Below are 17,532 nucleotides of genomic sequence, written 5' to 3'. Positions count from 1 at the left end.
CTATGTTTGGCGCAGACAAAGGCACCGCAGATAAATTGGACGGCAAGAAGCTGCACATCGGCATCGTGCAGGCCCGCTTCAATGAAGGCATCACCAACACCCTGGCCGCCGCCTGCCGCGCAGAGCTTCTGGCCCTGGGCGTGCAAGAGAAGCACATCAAGCATGTGCTGGTGCCCGGCGCACTCGAAGTGCCCGTGGCCCTGCAAGCCATGGCCGAAAGCGATGAGTTCGACGCGCTGATCGCGCTGGGCTGCATCATCCGTGGCGAAACCTACCACTTCGAACTGGTGGCCAACGAATCCGGCGCGGGCGTCACGCGCCTGGCGCTGGACTACCAGATCCCGATTGCCAACGCCATCATCACCACCGAGAACCTCGAACAGGCGATTGCCCGCCAGACCGAGAAGGGCACCGACGCTGCCCGCGTGGCAGTGGAAATGGCCAACCTGCTGGACGAACTGTCATGAGCGAAAACACCCCCACGCCTTCGTCGCCCCGTCCGCCCAAGCAGAGCCGCACCGGCCTCAAGAGCACGGGCACGCGCAAAGCGGCCTCCAAATCCAACCGCAGCCGCGCGCGCGAATTTGCGCTGCAGGCGCTGTACCAGCACCTGGTGGGCGGCAACGACGCCCATGCCATCGACGCGTTCACGCGCGACTTGGCAGGCTTTCACAAGGCCGACTCGGTGCACTACGACGCGCTGCTGCATGGCTGCATTGCCAACGCAGCCGAGATGGACCTGCTTATCACCCCGCTGCTGGACCGCAAGATGGCTGAGATCTCGCCCATCGAGCACGCCACGATGTGGATCGGGGTGTATGAGTTTCAGCATTGCCTCGATGTGCCCTGGCGCGTGGTGCTCAACGAGTGCATCGAACTCGCCAAGGAGTTCGGCGGCACGGACGGCCACAAGTACGTGAACGCCGTGCTCAACGGCCTGGCACCGAAGCTGCGCGCCGTGGAAGTGGCGGCCGACAAGGCTGCAGGCGCAGGCGCTGCCTGACCCCGCACCGGCCCCACCGGTGCGGTCGGGGCCGCTCCACTGTTTTCTCCCTCCACGCCCCCACGCCCAGTCTGGGCAGGATGCCTTTGCCATGAAGTTTTCCACGCGCGCCGAGCGCATTGAACCGTTCTATGTGATGGAAGTGGCCAAGGCCGCGCAGGCCCTGGCCCGCGAGGTGGCTGGCACGCGCGAGCCGATGATCTTCCTGAACATCGGCGAGCCCGACTTCACCGCCCCGCCCCTGGTGCAAGAGGCTGCCGCGCGCGCCGTGCACAACGGCGCCACGCAGTACACCAACGCGCTGGGCCTCGATGCGCTGCGCGAGCGCATCAGCGGCTGGTACCAGAGCCGCTTTGGCGTCAACGTGCCTGCGCGCCGCATCGTGGTCACGGCCGGTGCTTCGGCCGCGCTGCAACTCGCGTGCCTTGCGCTCATCGAGTCCGGCGACGAGATCTTGATGCCGGACCCAAGCTACCCCTGCAACCGCCACTTTGTGAGCGCCGCCGAGGGCAAGGCCGTGCTGCTGCCCACCACGGCGGCCGAGCGCTACCAGCTGAGCGCCGACAAGGTGCGTGCGGCGTGGAATGACAAAACGCGCGGCGTGCTGCTGGCGTCGCCCTCCAACCCCACCGGCACCTCGATTGCACCCGACGAGCTGCGCCGCATCCACGACGTGGTGCGGTCACACGACGGCATCACGATGATCGACGAGATCTACCTGGGCCTGTCGTACGAGGAAGAGTTTGGTCACACCGCACTCGCCATAGACGACAACATCATCAGCATCAACAGCTTCAGCAAATACTTCAACATGACCGGCTGGCGCCTGGGCTGGATGGTGGTGCCCGAGGCCATGGTGCCCGTGGTCGAGCGCCTGGCGCAGAACCTTTTCATCTGCGCCAGCACCGTGTCGCAGCACGCGGCGCTGGCCTGCTTCGAGGCCGAGAGCATTGCCGAATACGAACGCCGCCGTGCCGAGTTCAAGGCGAGGCGCGACTTCTTCATCCCTGCGCTGCAGTCACTGGGCCTGACCGTGCCCGTGATGCCCGATGGCGCCTTCTATGCGTGGGCCGACTGCACGCAGGCAGCGCAGCGTCTGGGCGTGACCGGCAGCTGGGACTTTGCGTTCGAGCTCATGCGCCGCGCCCACATCGCGGTGACACCGGGGCGCGACTTCGGCACGGCCGAGCCCGAGCGTTTCATCCGTTTCTCCACCGCCAACTCGATGGCACAGCTGGAAGAGTCCGTGGCGCGGTTGCGCACGCTGCTCGGCTGAACCAATGGCGTTCGAGTTCCCGATCCGCATCTACTGGGAGGACACCGATGCCGGTGGCATCGTGTTCTACGCCAACTACCTCAAGTTCTTCGAGCGCGCGCGCACCGAGTGGCTGCGCTCGCTGGGCGTGGGCCAGCAACGCCTCAGGGAACAAACCGGCGGCATGTTTGTCGTAACCGATGCGCAGCTGCGCTACCACCGCCCCGCGCGGCTGGACGACGAACTCATTGTTACCGCCGCCCTGCATGACGCAGGCCGGGCATCGTTGACAATAGTGCAGCAGGCGCTCCTGAAACAAGAGCAGATGTCCGACCAGCCCCCCACCTTGCTGTCCGAAGCCACCATCCGTATCGGATGGGTCGATGCCGCCACGATGCGCCCTGCAAGAATCCCCAGCACCCTTCTGGAACAACTCACACCATGAACTCCCAAAACATGTCCATCATCTCCCTGGTGCTGCACGCCAGCTGGGTGGTGCAACTCGTGATGCTGCTGCTACTGGGCGTGTCGGTGGCCAGTTGGGCGGCCATCTTCCGCAAGCTGTTTGCCTTGAAGCGCGTGAAGACCCTGAACGAGGACTTCGAGCGCGAGTTCTGGTCAGGCACCAGCCTGAACGACCTGTATGCCGCTGCCGCGCAAAACGCCAAGCAGGCCGGCCCCATGGAACGCATTTTTGCCAGCGGCATGCGCGAGTACCAGAAGCTGCGCGAGCGCCGCATCGTGGACCCCGGCACCCTGCTCGACGGCGCGCGCCGCGCGATGCGCGCGAGTTTCCAGCGCGAGATGGATGTGGTCGAGTCCAGCCTTTCGTTCCTGGCCTCCGTCGGTTCCGTGTCACCCTACGTGGGCCTGTTCGGCACGGTGTGGGGCATCATGCATGCGTTCACCGGCTTTGCAGGCATGGAGCAGGTCACGCTGGCCACCGTGGCACCCGGCATTGCCGAAGCGCTGGTGGCCACCGCCATCGGCCTGTTTGCTGCCATCCCGGCCGTGATCGCCTACAACCGCTTTGCGCGCGACATCGACCGCGTGGCCACGCACCAGGAGACCTTCATCGAGGAGTTCTCCAACATCCTGCAGCGCAACCTGGGCGCGCAGCCCGCGTCCTCGGGCCACACGGCCTCGGGCCACTGATCCGGGAGGCGCCCCATGCCCGCCATGGCATCCCGCGGCCGAGGCCGCCGCACCATCAACGAGATCAACATGGTGCCCTTCATCGACGTGATGCTGGTGCTGCTCATCATCTTCATGGTGACGGCGCCCATGCTCACGCCGGGCGTGGTCGATGTACCCAGCGTCGGCAAGGGCAAGAACATGCCCAAGGTCGTCGCGCAGGTCATCGTGAACAAGGACGGCACGCTGCAGTTCAAGACACCTGAAGCCACCCGCAGCCTGAACCAGCGCGAGATCGGTGACGCCGCGAGCCGCTGGCAGAAGGCCCAGGGTGCCGACAGCGCCAGCGCGGTGGTCATCAGCGCCGACAAGGGCGTGCAATACGAAACCGTGGTGAAGGCCATGGATGCCTTGCAGAAGGCAGGCGTGCAGCGCGTGGGCCTTTCCGTCAAACAAGGCGGTTGAACCTCGTCCCCGCGCGCCGCTCTCACGCCCATGCAAGCCCACACCGACCGCGACCAGTTTGCCCCGCCCCGCCCTCCGGCGCGCCTGCGCGCCATCACGCTGGCGGTGCTGGTGCATGCGGTGCTGATTGGCGCACTCACCTGGGGCGTGAACTGGAAGAACACGGCCGACCAGCCCGCCGTGGAGGCCGAACTGTGGGCCGCCGTGCCCACCCAGGCCGCAGCGCGTGCGGTGGAGCCTCCGGCGCCCCCTCCACCGCCCCCCACGCCAGAACCGGTTGTTCCGCCCCCGCCTCCACCGCCGCCCGTGCGCGCCGTGCAGCCGCCCGACACGCGCGAAGCCGACATCGCCATCGAACGCGAGAAGAAGCGCCTGGAGCAGGAAAAGAAAGCCCGCGAACAACAGCAGGAACGCGAGAAGCGTGAACGCGAGCGCAAGGAAGAAGAACGCCGTGACCGCCTGGAGCAGGAGAAGAAAGAGCGCCTGCAAAAGGAAAAAGACAAGGAACAGCGCGAGAAGCTGCTGGCCGAGCAGAAGAAGGCCGAGCAGGAAAAGCAGAAAAAACTGGCCGAAGACAAGCGCAAGGCCGAAGAGGCCGCCAAGCGCAAGGCAGAAGCGGAAGAAAAGCAGCTGGCCAAGCTGCGCGAAGACAACATGCGCCGCATCCAGGGCATGGCAGGTGCCACTGGAGCCGAAAACGCCACAGGCACGGCCCAGCGCAGCGCGGGCCCCTCGGGCAGCTACGGCGGCAAGGTCGCGGCCAAGGTCAAGCCCAACATCGTGTACCCGGACGCCATCTCCGGCAACCCACGCGCCGAGGTGGAGGTGCGCCTGTCCCCCGACGGCACCATCGTGGGCAAGCGCCTGGTGCAGCCCAGCGGCAACAAAGCCTGGGACGACGCCGTGCTGCGTGCACTGGACAAGACCGAGACCCTGCCGCGCGATGTGGACGGGCGGGTGCCGTCTTCGCTGACCATTGGTTTCAGGCCCCAGGACTGACGTAGGCGGGATTACCCTCCACCGCCCCAACCGTTCGGGCTGGTTTTTTTGGCAAAGCCCTGGCACCGCACCGTGCTTCGACCCATTCAGAAACCAAAACGCCCGGTAGTTACCGGGCGTTTTTACAAGCCTTTTTGGCCTCTACCGCCTGATGGGCAAGCCCAAGCAGCTATCAATAGAGTAGCAAATCACTTGGACGGCCTCCATCAGGCTTTTACCGATCCCGCCGCTCCATGCGCCGGTTCAGGTTCAGCGCGCCCAGCGTGCAGGCCACGCCGGACAGCAGGTACACCGTCACGGCCAGCAGGCCGAACTGGGCCGACAGGTACAGGGCCACCAGGGGCGCAAAGGCCGCGCCGATGATCCAGGCCAGGTCGGCCGACAAGGCGGCGCCGGTGTAGCGGTACTGGGGCGAGAAATTGGCCGTCACGGTGCCGGAGGCCTGGCCATACGACAGGCCCAGCAGCACAAAGCCCAGCAGCAGGAACATGGTGCTGCCCACCTCGCCGGAGTTGAGCAGAACGGGTGCCATGAAGCTGAACACGCCAATCAGCACCGCCATGCCGCCCAGCAGCTTGCGGCGGCCCAGGTGGTCCGACAGCCAGCCGGACACCATGATGGCGCCCGCAGCCAGGAAGGCGCCAACGATCTGCACACCCAGGATCTGGGTCACGGGCTGCTCGGAATACAGCGTGATCCACGACAGCGGGAACACGGTGACCAGGTGGAACAGCGCAAAGCTGGCCAGCGCCGCAAACGCGCCCAGCAGCACATTGCTGCCTTCATCGCGCATGACTCGGCTCACGGGCACGGGCTGCAGTTCCCGGTCCTTGAGCAGCTCAGAGTACGACTGCCCCACCACTAGGCGCAAGCGCGCAAACAGGGCCACCACGTTCACGGCAAAGGCCACAAAGAAGGGATATCGCCAGCCCCAGGCCAGGAACTCCTGCACGGAGAGGCTGCTGTACAGGTAGGCAAACAGGCTCGCCGCCAGCACAAACCCCAGCGGGGCGCCCAACTGGCCGATCATGGCGTACCAGCCCCGGCGCTCCTTGGGGGCCGACATGGCCAGCAGCGATGGCAAGCCGTCCCACGAACCGCCAAGCGCCAGCCCCTGGCCAACGCGCAGGATCAGCAGCGCCACCACGGCCGTCAGGCCCACATCCTTGTAGCCGGGCAAAAACGCCATGCCCACCGTGCACACGCCCAGCAGGAAGAGCGCCACAGTCAGCTTGGTGCCCCGGCCCCATCGCCGCTGGATGGCCATGGAGATGGCTGTACCCACCGGGCGCACGACAAAAGCGACCGCCAGCAGCGCAAAGCCCATCAGCGTGCCGTCCAGGCGCGACAGGAAGGGGAACAGAAAGGACGGGAAGACGAGAACGCAGGCGATCCCGAAAACGAAGAAGTCGAAATACTCGGACGAGCGTCCAATGATCACGCCCACAGCGATTTCGCTTGGGGTGACGTCTTCATGCGTATCAGCCCGCGAGAGAGAGGCGGGGCTTTCTTCAAAACCGGCCGCAGGGTAGGTGGCAGAGGCGGGGCTGCTCATGAACAAGGCTCCTTGTCGTTGTGTGAATAAGACAACACCGTTCTACACGCAAGTCGAACCGCCCACAAGTGCGGTTTTACTGATCTGACTGCAGCACAACGCCCCTCGATGCACCAAATTAGGGCAAGCCTCGTTGACCTTGGACAAAATGTCCAATGTACAAATTCGCTAGGGCTATTACATTCGGCGGCACTTCGTTATCCGCGTTTACCCGTAATTAAACGCCCCGATTGCGCTTCCACATGCCCAAACTATCCCTCTCCCGCGTGCCCGCCTGGCTGGCCGCCATGGCTGCCCTGGGCAGCCTGGCTGGCTGCAGCAAGGCAGTCGTCCTCAACCCCGCTGGCGACATCGCTGCGCAGCAAGGCCACATGGTCATCCAGGCCACCCTGCTGATGCTGATCATCATCGTGCCGGTGATTGCGCTGACCCTGTGGTTTGCCTGGAAGTACCGCCAGAACAACACCGCCAACACCGAAGACGACTACGACCCCGACTGGCACCACTCCACCTCGCTGGAGCTGGTGATCTGGACGGTGCCTCTTTTGATCATCATCGCCCTGGGCGCGCTGACCTGGATCGGCACCCACAAGCTCGACCCCTACCGCCCGCTGGACCGCATCTCGGCCACCAAGCCGCTGGATGCGCAGTCCACGCCGCTGGAGGTGCAGGTGGTAGCCATGGACTGGAAGTGGCTGTTCTTCTACCCCGAACTGGGCATTGCCACCGTGAATGAACTGGCGGCACCGGTGGACCGCCCCATCCTGTTCAAGCTGACGGCCACATCCACCATGAACGCGTTTTATGTGCCTGACCTGGCCGGCATGATCTACGCGATGCCCGGCATGCAGACCGAACTGAACGCCGTGATCAATCAGGCCGGCGTGTACAAGGGCATGTCCTCGCACTACAGCGGCTCGGGCTTCTCGGGCATGACGTTCAAGTTCCATGGCCTGAGCCAAGGCGACTTCGACCAGTGGGTGGCCAAGAACAAGACCGAAGGCAAGCCGCTCACGCGCCAGACCTACTTGGACCTGGTCAAGCCCAGCGAGCGCGACCCCGTGCAGCGTTTTGCCAGTGTGGAAGACGGCCTGTACGACAAGGTGCTGAACCGCTGCGTCGAGGACGGCAAGATGTGCATGCACCACATGATGTCCATCGACGAGCGCGGCGGCGAGGCCTTCATGAAGGCCCAGGGCCTGAACCTGCCCCAGGACGTCTGCACCGTGGACAACGCCGCCCAGGTGGTGGCTGCCCTCGAAGCGCGCCACGCCACGGTCTACGACCGCACCCTCTCCCGCCAATGATCCGCGCATAAGAGACTGACGAACATGTCCACCTCACCCGTTGTAACCGAACCGCATTGGGCCCTGGGCCGAATCACCTGGGACTCCATACCGATGGCGCACGAGCCCATCGTGCTCTGGACCTTCATCGCCACCATGCTGGGTGGCCTGGCCGTGATGGCCGCCATCACCAAATTCAAGCTCTGGGGCCCGCTCTGGCGTGACTGGATCTGCAGCATCGACCACAAGCGCATCGGCATCATGTACATGATCCTGGGCCTGGTGATGCTGCTGCGCGGCTTTGCCGACGCCGTGATGATGCGCCTGCAGCAGGCCATGGCCTTTGGCGACAACATGGGCTACCTGCCGCCGCACCACTATGACCAGATCTTCACCGCCCACGGCGTGATCATGATCTTCTTCGTGGCCATGCCGCTGGTCACGGGCCTGATGAACTACCTCGTGCCGCTGCAGATCGGCGCGCGCGACGTGTCCTTCCCGTTCCTCAACAACTTCAGCTTCTGGATGACCACGGCCGGTGCCGTGCTGGTGATGGTGTCGCTGTTCCTGGGCGAGTTCTCCACCGCTGGCTGGCTGGCGCTGTCGAACCTGGGGGCGCAGAACCCGGGCGTGGGGCTGGACTACTACATCTGGGCGCTGCAGATTGCGGGGGTGGGCACGACGCTGTCGGGCATCAACCTGATCGTCACCATCATCAAGATGCGCGCCCCCGGCATGAACCTGATGCGCATGCCCGTGTTCACCTGGACGGCCCTGTGCACCAACGCGCTGATCGTGGCGTCCTTCCCCGTGCTGACGGCTGCCCTGGTGCTGATGTCGCTCGACCGCTACGCGGGCACCAACTTCTTCACGAACGACCTGGGCGGCAACCCCATGCTGTACGTGAACCTGATCTGGATCTGGGGCCACCCCGAGGTCTACATCCTGATCCTGCCTTGCTTCGGCATCTTCTCCGAAGTGGTGGCCACGTTCTGCCGCAAGCGCCTGTTCGGCTACACCTCCATGGTCTACGCCACGGTGGTGATCACCATCCTGTCGTACCTGGTGTGGCTGCACCACTTCTTCACCATGGGCTCCGGCGCCAGCGTGAACACGTTCTTTGGCATCACCACGATGATCATCTCGATCCCCACGGGCGCGAAGATCTTCAACTGGCTGTTCACCATGTACAAGGGCCGCATCCGCTTCGAGCTGCCCATGATGTGGACCGTGGCCTTCATGGTGACCTTTGCCATCGGCGGCATGACCGGCGTGCTGCTGGCCGTACCCCCGGCCGACTTCGTGCTGCACAACAGCCTGTTCCTGATCGCCCACTTTCACAACGTGATCATTGGCGGTGTGTTGTTCGGCCTGTTCGCGGGCATCAACTACTGGTATCCCAAGGCCTTCGGCTACAAGCTCGACCGCACCTGGGGCCTGCGCTCCTTCTGGCTGTGGGTGGTGGGCTTCTGGGTGGCGTTCGGTCCGCTGTATGTGCTGGGCCTGATGGGCGTCACGCGCCGTGCCAACCACTTTGAAGACCCGTCGCTGCAGATCTGGTTCGTGATCGCCGCCATCGGCGCCGCGATGATTGCTGCGGGCATCGCCTGCTTCCTGATCCAGCTGGTGGTGAGCTACCTCAAACGCGACCAGCTGCGCGACGTGACTGGCGACCCCTGGGACGCCCGCACGCTGGAATGGGCCACCTCGTCGCCCCCGCCCAACTACAACTTCGCCTTCACACCCGTGGTGCATGAAATCGACGCCTGGTGGGACATGAAGAAACACGGCTACCAGCGCCCGCTCACCGGCTTTGCGCCCATCCACATGCCCGCCAACACCGGCTCGGGTGCAGTCATCTCGGCGCTGTCGCTGGTGCTGGGTTTTGCGCTGATTTGGCACATGTGGCTGCTGGCCGGTGTGTCGTTCGTCGGCGTGATCCTGGCGTCCATCATCCACACCTTCAACTACAAGCGCGACTTCTACATTCCCGCCTCTGAAGTGACAGAGACGGAAAACCTCCGCACCCAACAACTGCGCGCCAGCCATGTCTGATATCCGTTACACCCCTGGCGCGGCAGGCGCCGCAAGCGCAGCCCTGCCGCTGCGCCAGTACCACCCCGCGCACGAGCCTCACCCCGAAAACGGCACGGCCCTGGGCTTCTGGCTCTACCTGATGAGCGACTGCCTCATCTTTGCCGCCCTGTTTGCCACCTATGGCGTGCTGGGCCGCAGCTATGCGGCGGGCCCCACCGGTGCGCAGCTGTTCGACCTGACGCTGGTGGCCATCAACACGGCCTTCCTGCTGCTGTCGTCCATCACCTTCGGCTTTGCCATGCTGCGCAAGCAGCAGAACGACGTGAAGGGCACGCTGGTGTGGCTGGCCGTGACGGGCTTTTTTGGCCTGTGCTTCCTGGGCCTCGAACTCTATGAATTCGCCCACCTGATCCACCAGGGCGCCACACCCCAGCGCAGCGCTTTCCTGTCGGCCTTCTTCACGCTGGTGGGCACCCACGGCCTGCACGTGACCTTTGGCCTGATCTGGCTGGTGGTGCTGATGGTGCAGATCGGCAAACACGGCCTGATCCACGAAAACAAGCGCCGCCTGATGTGCCTGTCGATGTTCTGGCACTTTCTGGACGTGGTCTGGATTGGCGTCTTTACCTTTGTCTACCTGATGGGAGTGCTGTAAATGAGCGCCGCACAACACACGGCACATGCCGGACATGACCACCACCACGGCCATGGCGGCCATGGCGACCACCATGGCGACGTGGGCCCCCACAGCAGCCTGCGCGACTACACGATCGGCTTTGTGCTGTCGGTCATCCTCACCGCCATCCCCTTCTGGCTGGTCATGGCCAAGGTGATTGCCGACCGCAACACCGCCGTGCTGGTGCTGGGCGCCTTTGCCGTGGTGCAGATTCTGGTGCACATGGTGTACTTCCTGCACATGAACGGCAAGGTCGAAGGCGGCTGGACCATGCTGTCCACCATCTTCACCGTGGTGTTCGTGGCTATCGCCATCGCTGGCACGCTGTGGGTGATGTTCCACATGAACGCCAACATGATGCCCGAGCACCCCACCCCCACACCACCGACGCACGAGGCGCCGGGCCACTCGACGCCCTGATGCCGTCCCACCCCACAGCCCCGAGGCCCCAGGCCCGGCGGCTTCGCCAGGCGGTGCTCGCGGTCGTGGGCATCGCCTTGTTTTTGGGTTTCACCGCGCTGGGCACCTGGCAGGTGCAGCGCCGCGCCTGGAAGCTTGCACTGATCGAGCGCGTGGAGCAGCGCGTGCATGCGGCCCCCGTGGCCCTGCCCCCCAGCCCCGAGTGGCCCCAGGTCAGCGCAGCCAGCCACGAATACCTGCCCGTCACCGCACAGGGCCAGTGGCTGCCCGAGAAAACCGTGCTCACCCAGGCACTGACCGAGCTGGGCTCGGGCTTCTGGGTAATGACGCCCCTGCAGCTGGCAGATGGCACCCAGGTGCTGGTGAACCGGGGGTTTGTGCCGCAGGAGCAGCGCGCAAAGTGGCTGGCCACGCCCCTGCCCGCCTCCGCTCCCACCACAGCAACCATTCAGGGCCTGCTGCGCATGAGCGAGCCGGATGGCGGCTTCCTGCGCACCAATGCCCCGGCGGAGCAGCGCTGGTATTCGCGCGACATTGCCGCCATGGGCCGCGCGCTGCAGCTGCCCCAGGCCGCCCCGTTCTTCATCGATGCAGGGTTGCCACCACCGCCGGGCAGCGCTCCCACCCCGGTGACTGAGTCCACTTGGCCACGCGCGGGCATGACGGTGGTCCGCTTCTCCAACAGCCATCTGGTCTATGCATTGACCTGGTATGGCCTGGCCCTCATGGTTGCGGGCGCAGGCTGGTATGTGGCACGCTACGAGCGCCGCCTGCGCGATGCCCGCAGCGCCCCACAGCCCGCCAGCCACCGCTCATGACTCCCACCCCGCGCGCAGAACCCACCGCCACGCCGCAGCAACAGCAGCAGCGCAGCCCGCGTGCGGCCGATGCGGCTGCGGGCATCAAGAACCTGCAGCAGCTCATCGAGCTGCGCTGGATTGCCGTGGTGGGCCAGGTGTTCACCATCGAGATGGCGCACTACAGCCTGAACCTGACCCTGCCGCTGCGCGAGATGCTGCTGGTGGTGGGCTGCCTGGCCATGTTCAACGTGGTGAGCCTGCTGCGGCTGCGCACGGGGGTCATGGTGCGGACCATCGAACTGTTCCTGGCCCTGCTGATCGACGTGGCCGTGCTCACCGTGCAGCTGTACCTGAGCGGCGGCACCACCAACCCCTTTGTGTTCCTGTACCTGCTGCAGATCACCATCGGCGCCGTGCTGCTGCGCGGGGCCTACATCTGGTCCATCGTCGTCATCACGCTGCTGTGTTTTGCGGTGCTGGCCACGCACCACCTGCCGCTGGATCTGCCGCAGGACCTGCACCAGGGGCTTTCCAGCCTGTATGTGCTGGGCCTGCTGGTGTGTTTTGTGCTCAACGCCACACTGGTGGTGGTGTTCATTACCCGCATCAACCTGAACCTGCGCGAGCGCGACGCGCGCCTGGCCGCCGCACGCCGCCGCCGCGTGGAAGAAGAACACATCGTGCGCATGGGGCTGCTGGCCTCGGGGGCGGCGCACGAGCTGGGCACGCCGCTGTCCACCTTGGCCGTGATCCTGGGCGACTGGCAGCACGACAAGCGCCTAGCCGACAACACCCCGCTGCAAGAGGACATCCGCGAGATGCAGGCCCAGGTGCAGCGCTGCAAGAGCATCGTGAGCGGCATCCTGCTGTCGGCGGGCGAGGCGCGTGGCGAGGAGTCGGTGCAGACCACCGTGTGCACCTTTGTCGATGCGCTGGCACGCGAATGGCGCGGCACACGCTCGATGCCCACGTTCGAATACGACAACCAGTTCGGCGCCGACACGCCCATGGTGTCGGACACCACACTGCAGCAGATGGTTTTCAACGTGCTGGACAATGCCCGCGACGCCTCGCCCGACTGGGTGCGCTTGGCCGTCACGCGCAATGCCGATGTGCTGAACATCACCGTGACGGACCGGGGCCCTGGTTTTGCACCCGACATGCTGGCCAAATTGGGAACCCCGTACCAGTCCACCAAGAACCGCCCCGGCCACGGGCTGGGCCTGTACCTGGTGCTCAATGTGGCCCGCACGCTGGGCGGCAGCGTGGCGGCACGCAACCTGCCCGAGGGCGGGGCGCAAGTGACCATAGAGCTGCCGCTGGCAGCCGTTGCCCTGCCCGGCACAAAGAACTGAGCCATGCACACCGAAGACAACGCACACGATGACGACGACGCGCGCCTGCTGCTGATCGTGGAAGACGACGAGGCCTTTGCGCGCACGCTCACCCGCTCGTTCGAGCGGCGCGGCTACCGCGTGCTGCAGGCCACCAGCCTGCCCGAGGTGGAAGCCCTGCTGGCCGACCACACACCGGGCTATGCGGTGGTAGACCTGAAACTCAAGGGCGATGCCTCCGGCCTGGCCTGCGTACAGCGGCTGCACGCGGCCGATGCCGACATGCTCATCGTGGTGCTCACGGGGTTTGCCAGCATCGCCACGGCGGTGGAGGCCGTGAAGCTGGGCGCCTGCCACTACCTGGCCAAGCCCTCCAACACCGACGACATTGAGGCGGCCTTCGGGCTCAAGGAAGGCAACACCGAGGTGGAGCTGACGAACCGCTCCAGCTCCATCAAGACGCTGGAGTGGGAACGCATCAACGAGGTGCTGGCCGAGACGGGCTTCAACCTGTCCGAAGCGGCCCGGCGCCTGGGCATGCACCGGCGCACGCTCACCCGCAAGCTCGAAAAGAAGCAGGTGCGGTAGCGCGCCACCGGCCCTAGGCAGAGGCAGGTGCGGCCTCCTGCATCTGCCGCTCAAACGCCCGCAGGCGCTTGTAGATCGATATCTGCTCCACCACCGTGCTCCAGTTGAGCACCAGGAACTGGAACGACTCCAGCACCTTGTCGAACGCCCGCGCAATCTGCTGCATCACCCCCAGCGTGATGGCACCTGCGATCAACGTGGGGCCGAGCGCGATCAGCGGCACCAGCACGCTCACCTGCAGGTACGACCACTTCACCACGTCAAAGTACAGGTAGTGGAAGAACAGCCGGAAGTAGTTGCGCCGCACGGCCGCAAACAGCTCAGCCGCCGTGGGCGGCGCAGCACGCGCAGGGTCGTCCTCGCCCAGCACCAATTCCTTGCGGTAGGCCGCCTCCACGCGCTGGTTGTGAAATTCGAGCCCCGGCAGCTTCACCCCTACGCAGGCCAGCAGCAGCGTGCCGCCCAGCGACCAGGCCAGCGCCACCCACACCAGCGCATGGGGCACGGTACCGATCAGCGGCAGTTCGGTGATCTTGTCCGACAGCGCCCACAGCACCGGCAAAAAGGCCGCCAGCGTCATGAGGCTGCGCATGAAACTCAGGCCCAGGTCTTCCATGGTGCGGGCGAAGCGCATGGTGTCTTCCTGCACACGCTGCGCCGCGCCCTCGATGTGCCGCAGGCGCGGCCAGGCGGCCATGTAGTGCTCGTTCATCGCCTGCCGCCAGCGGAAGATGTAATGCTTGCTGAAGAAATCCACCAGCACCGCCGTGGTCACATAGATCATGGCGATGCGCGCAAAGGTGGAGAGCTGGCCCCAGAACTGCTCGGCCGTGATGCTGCCGGGCTTGCCCAGCGCCTCCTGAATCAGGTCGTAAAAGCTGCCAAACCATTCGTTGATCTGCACATCCAGCTGCACCCGGTAGGCCGTGGCCAGCAGGATCACGGCAGAGCCCAGAACAGACCAAGCCCACCAGCGGCGGGCAAAAAAGAAGGACTTGAACATCGTGGGTGGGGTGTTGTTGTGGTGAAAAGGTTCGCCCGGCTCTGACAGCCACCGAGCCCGAACGTTCCGCAGCGGCGGCTGCCAGACGGGACATGGGGCGCACGCGTGGCGGGGGGTGCCGTGCTGCGCACCAAAGCAAAAACAGTGCGAAAAATAGGGCAAAAATAGCCGTTACCGCGCGATGGGTCTCAAGTATCGCTTCAAAAACAATAGCAAATACTACCTACGGTCCGCTGAAGCCCGCCCCCGGGTCTTCCCGCAGCCATCGCAGTGCAAGCAGGGCTTGTGCGGGGGCGGCTCCAGCCGTGCAAAGCGCCCCTACCGCTGGGGCCCCAGGTGCTCTGCCAGCCAACGCTCGGCATCGGCCTGCCCACTCCGCTGTGCCCAGTCCTGTGCATTCCGGCCCTGCCGGTCGCGCCAGGCCAGATCCACACCACGCGCCTGCATCCACTGCAGCACCGCCACACGGCCCTTGACAGCCGCCAGCATAGCCGGGGTTTCGCCCCGGCTTGCGGGCGCGGGCTCGTCCAGAGGCTGGCCCTGTTCGGCCAGCCATTGCAGGCACGGCACACAGCCGCTTTGCGCCGCCATGTGAACGGGCCCCCAGTCCCAGCGGTTGCGCACCTGCAGGCTGGCACCGGCCTGCACCAACCGCTGCGCCACGGCCAGGTGGCCGCCATAGAAGGCCCGCAGCAGCGCCGTGTCGCCGCGCTCGCTGTCTTTCTGGGTCTGGCGCAGGTCCGGCGTGGCGCCCGCCTGCAAAAGCAGCTCCACATGCGCCATCTGCCCCCGGTGCGAGGCGAGCATGAGCACCGACGAGCCGTTGTCGGCCAGCAGGTTGGGGTTGGCGCCAGCGCGCAGGGCCCGCTCCAGCGCGGCGGCATCGCCTGCGTTCTGCGCATCCAGCAGCTGCGCATCCGCTGGCGCCCAGACCCGCGCAGGCGCTGCGCCCATGCGGGGGCCACCCAACTCCAACGCGCCCTGTGGCGCCCACAGCGCCGCCGCCATCAGGGCAGCCACCAAGAGCCAGCCCCAGGCGGGGCGTGCGTGGTCACTGGTGGTGTGCCGCTGCGCCCCGGGCGCAAAGCGGCCGCGCCGGTCTTGCCAGGCCTGCGCGATGGCGCGCCCCACCGTGTCGGCAGCATTGGCGCCCCTGAGCCCCGGGGTGAGCCGCGCCAGCCCCCCACGGGCATGCCGCGCATACACCGCGTGGTAGCGCTGCTCACTGCTCCCGCTGCCTGTCGAGTACAGCAACTTGTGCACCAGCGCCTGGCTGGCTTCGCCCGGGACGGATTGCACCGACGACCACCACCAGGACCTGCGCTGCACCCGCACACCATCGTCGTGCACGCACAGCGTCCAGCGCCGGGTGCCTGCATGCAGCGCAAACGCCACCAGCACCACCATCACGCCCAGGCCCCCGGGGGAGCGTGGCAACACCAGGCCCTGCATGCCCACACGGCCCTGCAGGACCCACTCCAGCCCCAGCAGAACCAGCGCCACCCCGGCGGCCCAGCGCCATCCCGTCTGCGAAAAGTGCAGTTGCCAGGCGCCGGTTGTCTCGTGCACCCGCACACCTTGCGGCCACAGCGCGGTACTGTGATCACTCTCGACGCGCGTATTGTCCGGCAGCGCAACAGGCACTGCCTGCTCCCACGCCACACGGCGATCAAACCGGTCGGGAGTGGAGGCCACCAGGGCCGACGCATCGGCCTGCACCTGCAGGTCGTACGAAAGCTCCAGAGTGCCGCCGGGCCGCTGCAGCTCCACCCGCCAGTCCACGCGTTCGCCCGACCGTTGCGCACCGTGGGTGGGCGCGTCCTCGGGCAGTTCAAAACGGGCAGACAGGTGCAGGCCGCCGTCGGGAGTAGGTTGTAGTGAAGTGCTGGCCGCTACCACTTCCACCAACCGCTCGGGCGATCCCGAGCTGGATTCGTCCACCCGGTACTGCGCCAGACGCAGGCGCAGGGCCTGCGCACCGTCTTGCCCCGCCGCCCGGCCGGGCAGCCGCAGGGTGACGGCCACCGCCCGCCCCGCCTGGGGCCGGTGCGGCAGGGCCGTGAACGCCGAGCCCCGGTAGCGCCACACCTTGCGCGTCTGCCCTGCGGCCAGGCACAGCAGCATCAGCCCCACCCCCACAAACACCCCCATGAAGGCCTTGGCCCACCCCGACGCGCCCCTGTCGGACCAGAGCGCCCCCGCCATGGGGAACGCGATACCACACCAGAACAAGGCAAAAAACCAGGCTCTGGCGGCCGTGCCCTGCAAGGAGCTGCGCGCACCGGTATCCAGGCTCGGCCCCTGCGCGGCGCCCCCCTCCTGCGGCTGTTGGGCCACAGCCGCCCCGCCGCACCCCAGCAGCACCCACACGAAGACCCAGGCTGCCGCCAGCCCCACCCCGGTGAAAACAAATGCGAACGGCAGCCGGACCATCAGCAGCGGCCAGCGGATGTGCGGGTCGATCAGGGCGCGGGACGGCCGGGCCGGGTCTACCCAGACCGTGATGGCCTGGTTGTGCGACTGCGCCTCCTGCAGCCGCTGATGCCACTGCTGCTGCCAGTCGCCCAGGTTGTCGGCACCGCCTTGCGCGTCGAGCCCCACCTGCGTGCCCTCGTAGCGGGCCCCGCCGAATTCGTAGAGGTAACGTGCCTGCAGCTCGTAGGTGATGCCCCCTTCACTGCCCCGCCGCTGCCGCAGGTCCGCCTGGAGCACCTGGGCTGGCATGGCCACCCAGCTGCGCGCCTGCCACGCCGCCTGCAGGGTCTGCGCCAGCGGTCGCAAGCCCGCCCAGTAACCCCCGAGGCCAAAGCCGATCGCAAACACGGCACTGAAAAGCAGCGCCCCCGCCCGACCCACCATGGATGCCATGCCAGCCTCTCTTTCTTTTATTTGTTGTTGTGGCCGCAGCATAGGAACGGTTTCATGACAAAACCGTGACTGTCACATTTTTGCCTTCAGGGCCAAGAGACGAACACGG

General features: G+C 65.8%; 17 protein-coding genes. 14 read left to right on the top strand and 3 right to left on the bottom strand.

Going from position 1 to position 17,532, the window contains the following annotated elements:
- Positions 1-2 precede the first annotated feature (2 nt).
- The 7 genes from ribH to tolA all read left to right on the top strand — a co-directional run bounded on the left by ribH (position 3) and on the right by tolA (position 4,856).
- Positions 3-467 (top strand): 6,7-dimethyl-8-ribityllumazine synthase, encoded by a 465-nt coding sequence (ribH, locus tag CBY09_RS05480; RefSeq protein WP_094287218.1) that lies wholly within the window; start codon positions 3-5, stop codon positions 465-467.
- On the top strand, positions 464-1,003 hold the full coding sequence (gene nusB, locus CBY09_RS05475; RefSeq protein WP_094287216.1) for a transcription antitermination factor NusB: 540 nt from the start codon (positions 464-466) through the stop codon (positions 1,001-1,003). Before ribH ends, nusB begins: the two co-directional genes overlap by 4 nt.
- 91 nt (positions 1,004-1,094) lie before the next feature.
- Positions 1,095-2,279, top strand: a complete 1,185-nt coding sequence (locus tag CBY09_RS05470) for a pyridoxal phosphate-dependent aminotransferase (protein ID WP_094287214.1) — start codon at positions 1,095-1,097, stop codon at positions 2,277-2,279.
- Between the two features lie 4 nt (positions 2,280-2,283).
- Complete coding sequence (gene ybgC / locus CBY09_RS05465; RefSeq protein WP_094287211.1) at positions 2,284-2,703, top strand: tol-pal system-associated acyl-CoA thioesterase; 420 nt, start codon at positions 2,284-2,286, stop codon at positions 2,701-2,703.
- Positions 2,700-3,413, top strand: coding sequence for a protein TolQ (gene tolQ / locus CBY09_RS05460; RefSeq protein WP_063462830.1), 714 nt, complete (start codon positions 2,700-2,702; stop codon positions 3,411-3,413). The genes ybgC and tolQ overlap by 4 nt, the downstream gene beginning before the upstream one ends.
- A gap of 15 nt (positions 3,414-3,428) precedes the next feature.
- Positions 3,429-3,857 carry an ExbD/TolR family protein gene (locus CBY09_RS05455; protein ID WP_063462831.1) on the top strand — a complete coding sequence of 143 codons (429 nt, stop codon included), beginning with the start codon at positions 3,429-3,431 and terminating at the stop codon, positions 3,855-3,857.
- A gap of 30 nt (positions 3,858-3,887) precedes the next feature.
- The gene (gene tolA, locus CBY09_RS05450) at positions 3,888-4,856 is read left to right on the top strand and encodes a cell envelope integrity protein TolA (protein ID WP_094287209.1); all 969 of its coding nucleotides are present in this window, start codon (positions 3,888-3,890) and stop codon (positions 4,854-4,856) included.
- Between the two features lie 214 nt (positions 4,857-5,070).
- Here tolA and CBY09_RS05445 read toward each other — a convergent pair whose 3' ends face one another.
- Positions 5,071-6,411, bottom strand: coding sequence for an MFS transporter (locus CBY09_RS05445; protein WP_094288037.1), 1,341 nt, complete (start codon positions 6,409-6,411; stop codon positions 5,071-5,073).
- A 242-nt stretch (positions 6,412-6,653) separates the two neighbouring features.
- Here CBY09_RS05445 and cyoA point away from each other — a divergent pair, with 242 nt between their 5' ends.
- Genes cyoA through CBY09_RS05410 form a run of 7 tightly spaced genes read left to right on the top strand, consistent with a single transcriptional unit; the run spans position 6,654 to position 13,552 of the window.
- On the top strand, positions 6,654-7,718 hold the full coding sequence (gene cyoA / locus CBY09_RS05440; protein ID WP_094287207.1) for a ubiquinol oxidase subunit II: 1,065 nt from the start codon (positions 6,654-6,656) through the stop codon (positions 7,716-7,718).
- 24 nt (positions 7,719-7,742) lie between these two features.
- Positions 7,743-9,752 (top strand): cytochrome o ubiquinol oxidase subunit I, encoded by a 2,010-nt coding sequence (cyoB, locus tag CBY09_RS05435; protein WP_094287205.1) that lies wholly within the window; start codon positions 7,743-7,745, stop codon positions 9,750-9,752.
- Positions 9,745-10,389 carry a cytochrome o ubiquinol oxidase subunit III gene (gene cyoC / locus CBY09_RS05430; protein WP_063462836.1) on the top strand — a complete coding sequence of 215 codons (645 nt, stop codon included), beginning with the start codon at positions 9,745-9,747 and terminating at the stop codon, positions 10,387-10,389. The genes cyoB and cyoC overlap by 8 nt, the downstream gene beginning before the upstream one ends.
- On the top strand, positions 10,390-10,830 hold the full coding sequence (gene cyoD, locus CBY09_RS05425) for a cytochrome o ubiquinol oxidase subunit IV (protein ID WP_094287203.1): 441 nt from the start codon (positions 10,390-10,392) through the stop codon (positions 10,828-10,830). It abuts the gene before it with no gap.
- A complete protein-coding gene (locus CBY09_RS05420; protein WP_094287201.1) occupies positions 10,830-11,648 on the top strand; it encodes an SURF1 family protein in 819 nt (272 codons plus the stop codon). The genes cyoD and CBY09_RS05420 overlap by 1 nt, the downstream gene beginning before the upstream one ends.
- A complete protein-coding gene (locus CBY09_RS05415; protein WP_094287199.1) occupies positions 11,645-12,985 on the top strand; it encodes an ATP-binding protein in 1,341 nt (446 codons plus the stop codon). Before CBY09_RS05420 ends, CBY09_RS05415 begins: the two co-directional genes overlap by 4 nt.
- Positions 12,986-12,988: 3 nt before the next feature.
- Positions 12,989-13,552, top strand: coding sequence for a response regulator transcription factor (locus CBY09_RS05410; protein WP_094287197.1), 564 nt, complete (start codon positions 12,989-12,991; stop codon positions 13,550-13,552).
- Between the two features lie 13 nt (positions 13,553-13,565).
- On the opposite strand, the gene sbmA is transcribed toward CBY09_RS05410, so the two are convergent.
- Complete coding sequence (gene sbmA / locus CBY09_RS05405) at positions 13,566-14,555, bottom strand: peptide antibiotic transporter SbmA (protein WP_094287195.1); 990 nt, start codon at positions 14,553-14,555, stop codon at positions 13,566-13,568.
- Positions 14,556-14,873: 318 nt separating this feature from the next.
- On the bottom strand, positions 14,874-17,423 hold the full coding sequence (locus CBY09_RS05400) for an ankyrin repeat domain-containing protein (protein ID WP_094287193.1): 2,550 nt from the start codon (positions 17,421-17,423) through the stop codon (positions 14,874-14,876).
- Between the last annotated feature and the right edge of the window lie 109 nt (positions 17,424-17,532).

It is taken from the genome of Acidovorax kalamii (genome assembly GCF_002245625.1).
GTDB lineage: Bacteria > Pseudomonadota > Gammaproteobacteria > Burkholderiales > Burkholderiaceae_C > Acidovorax > Acidovorax kalamii.
This window is presented reverse-complemented; position numbering and strand designations above follow the sequence as displayed.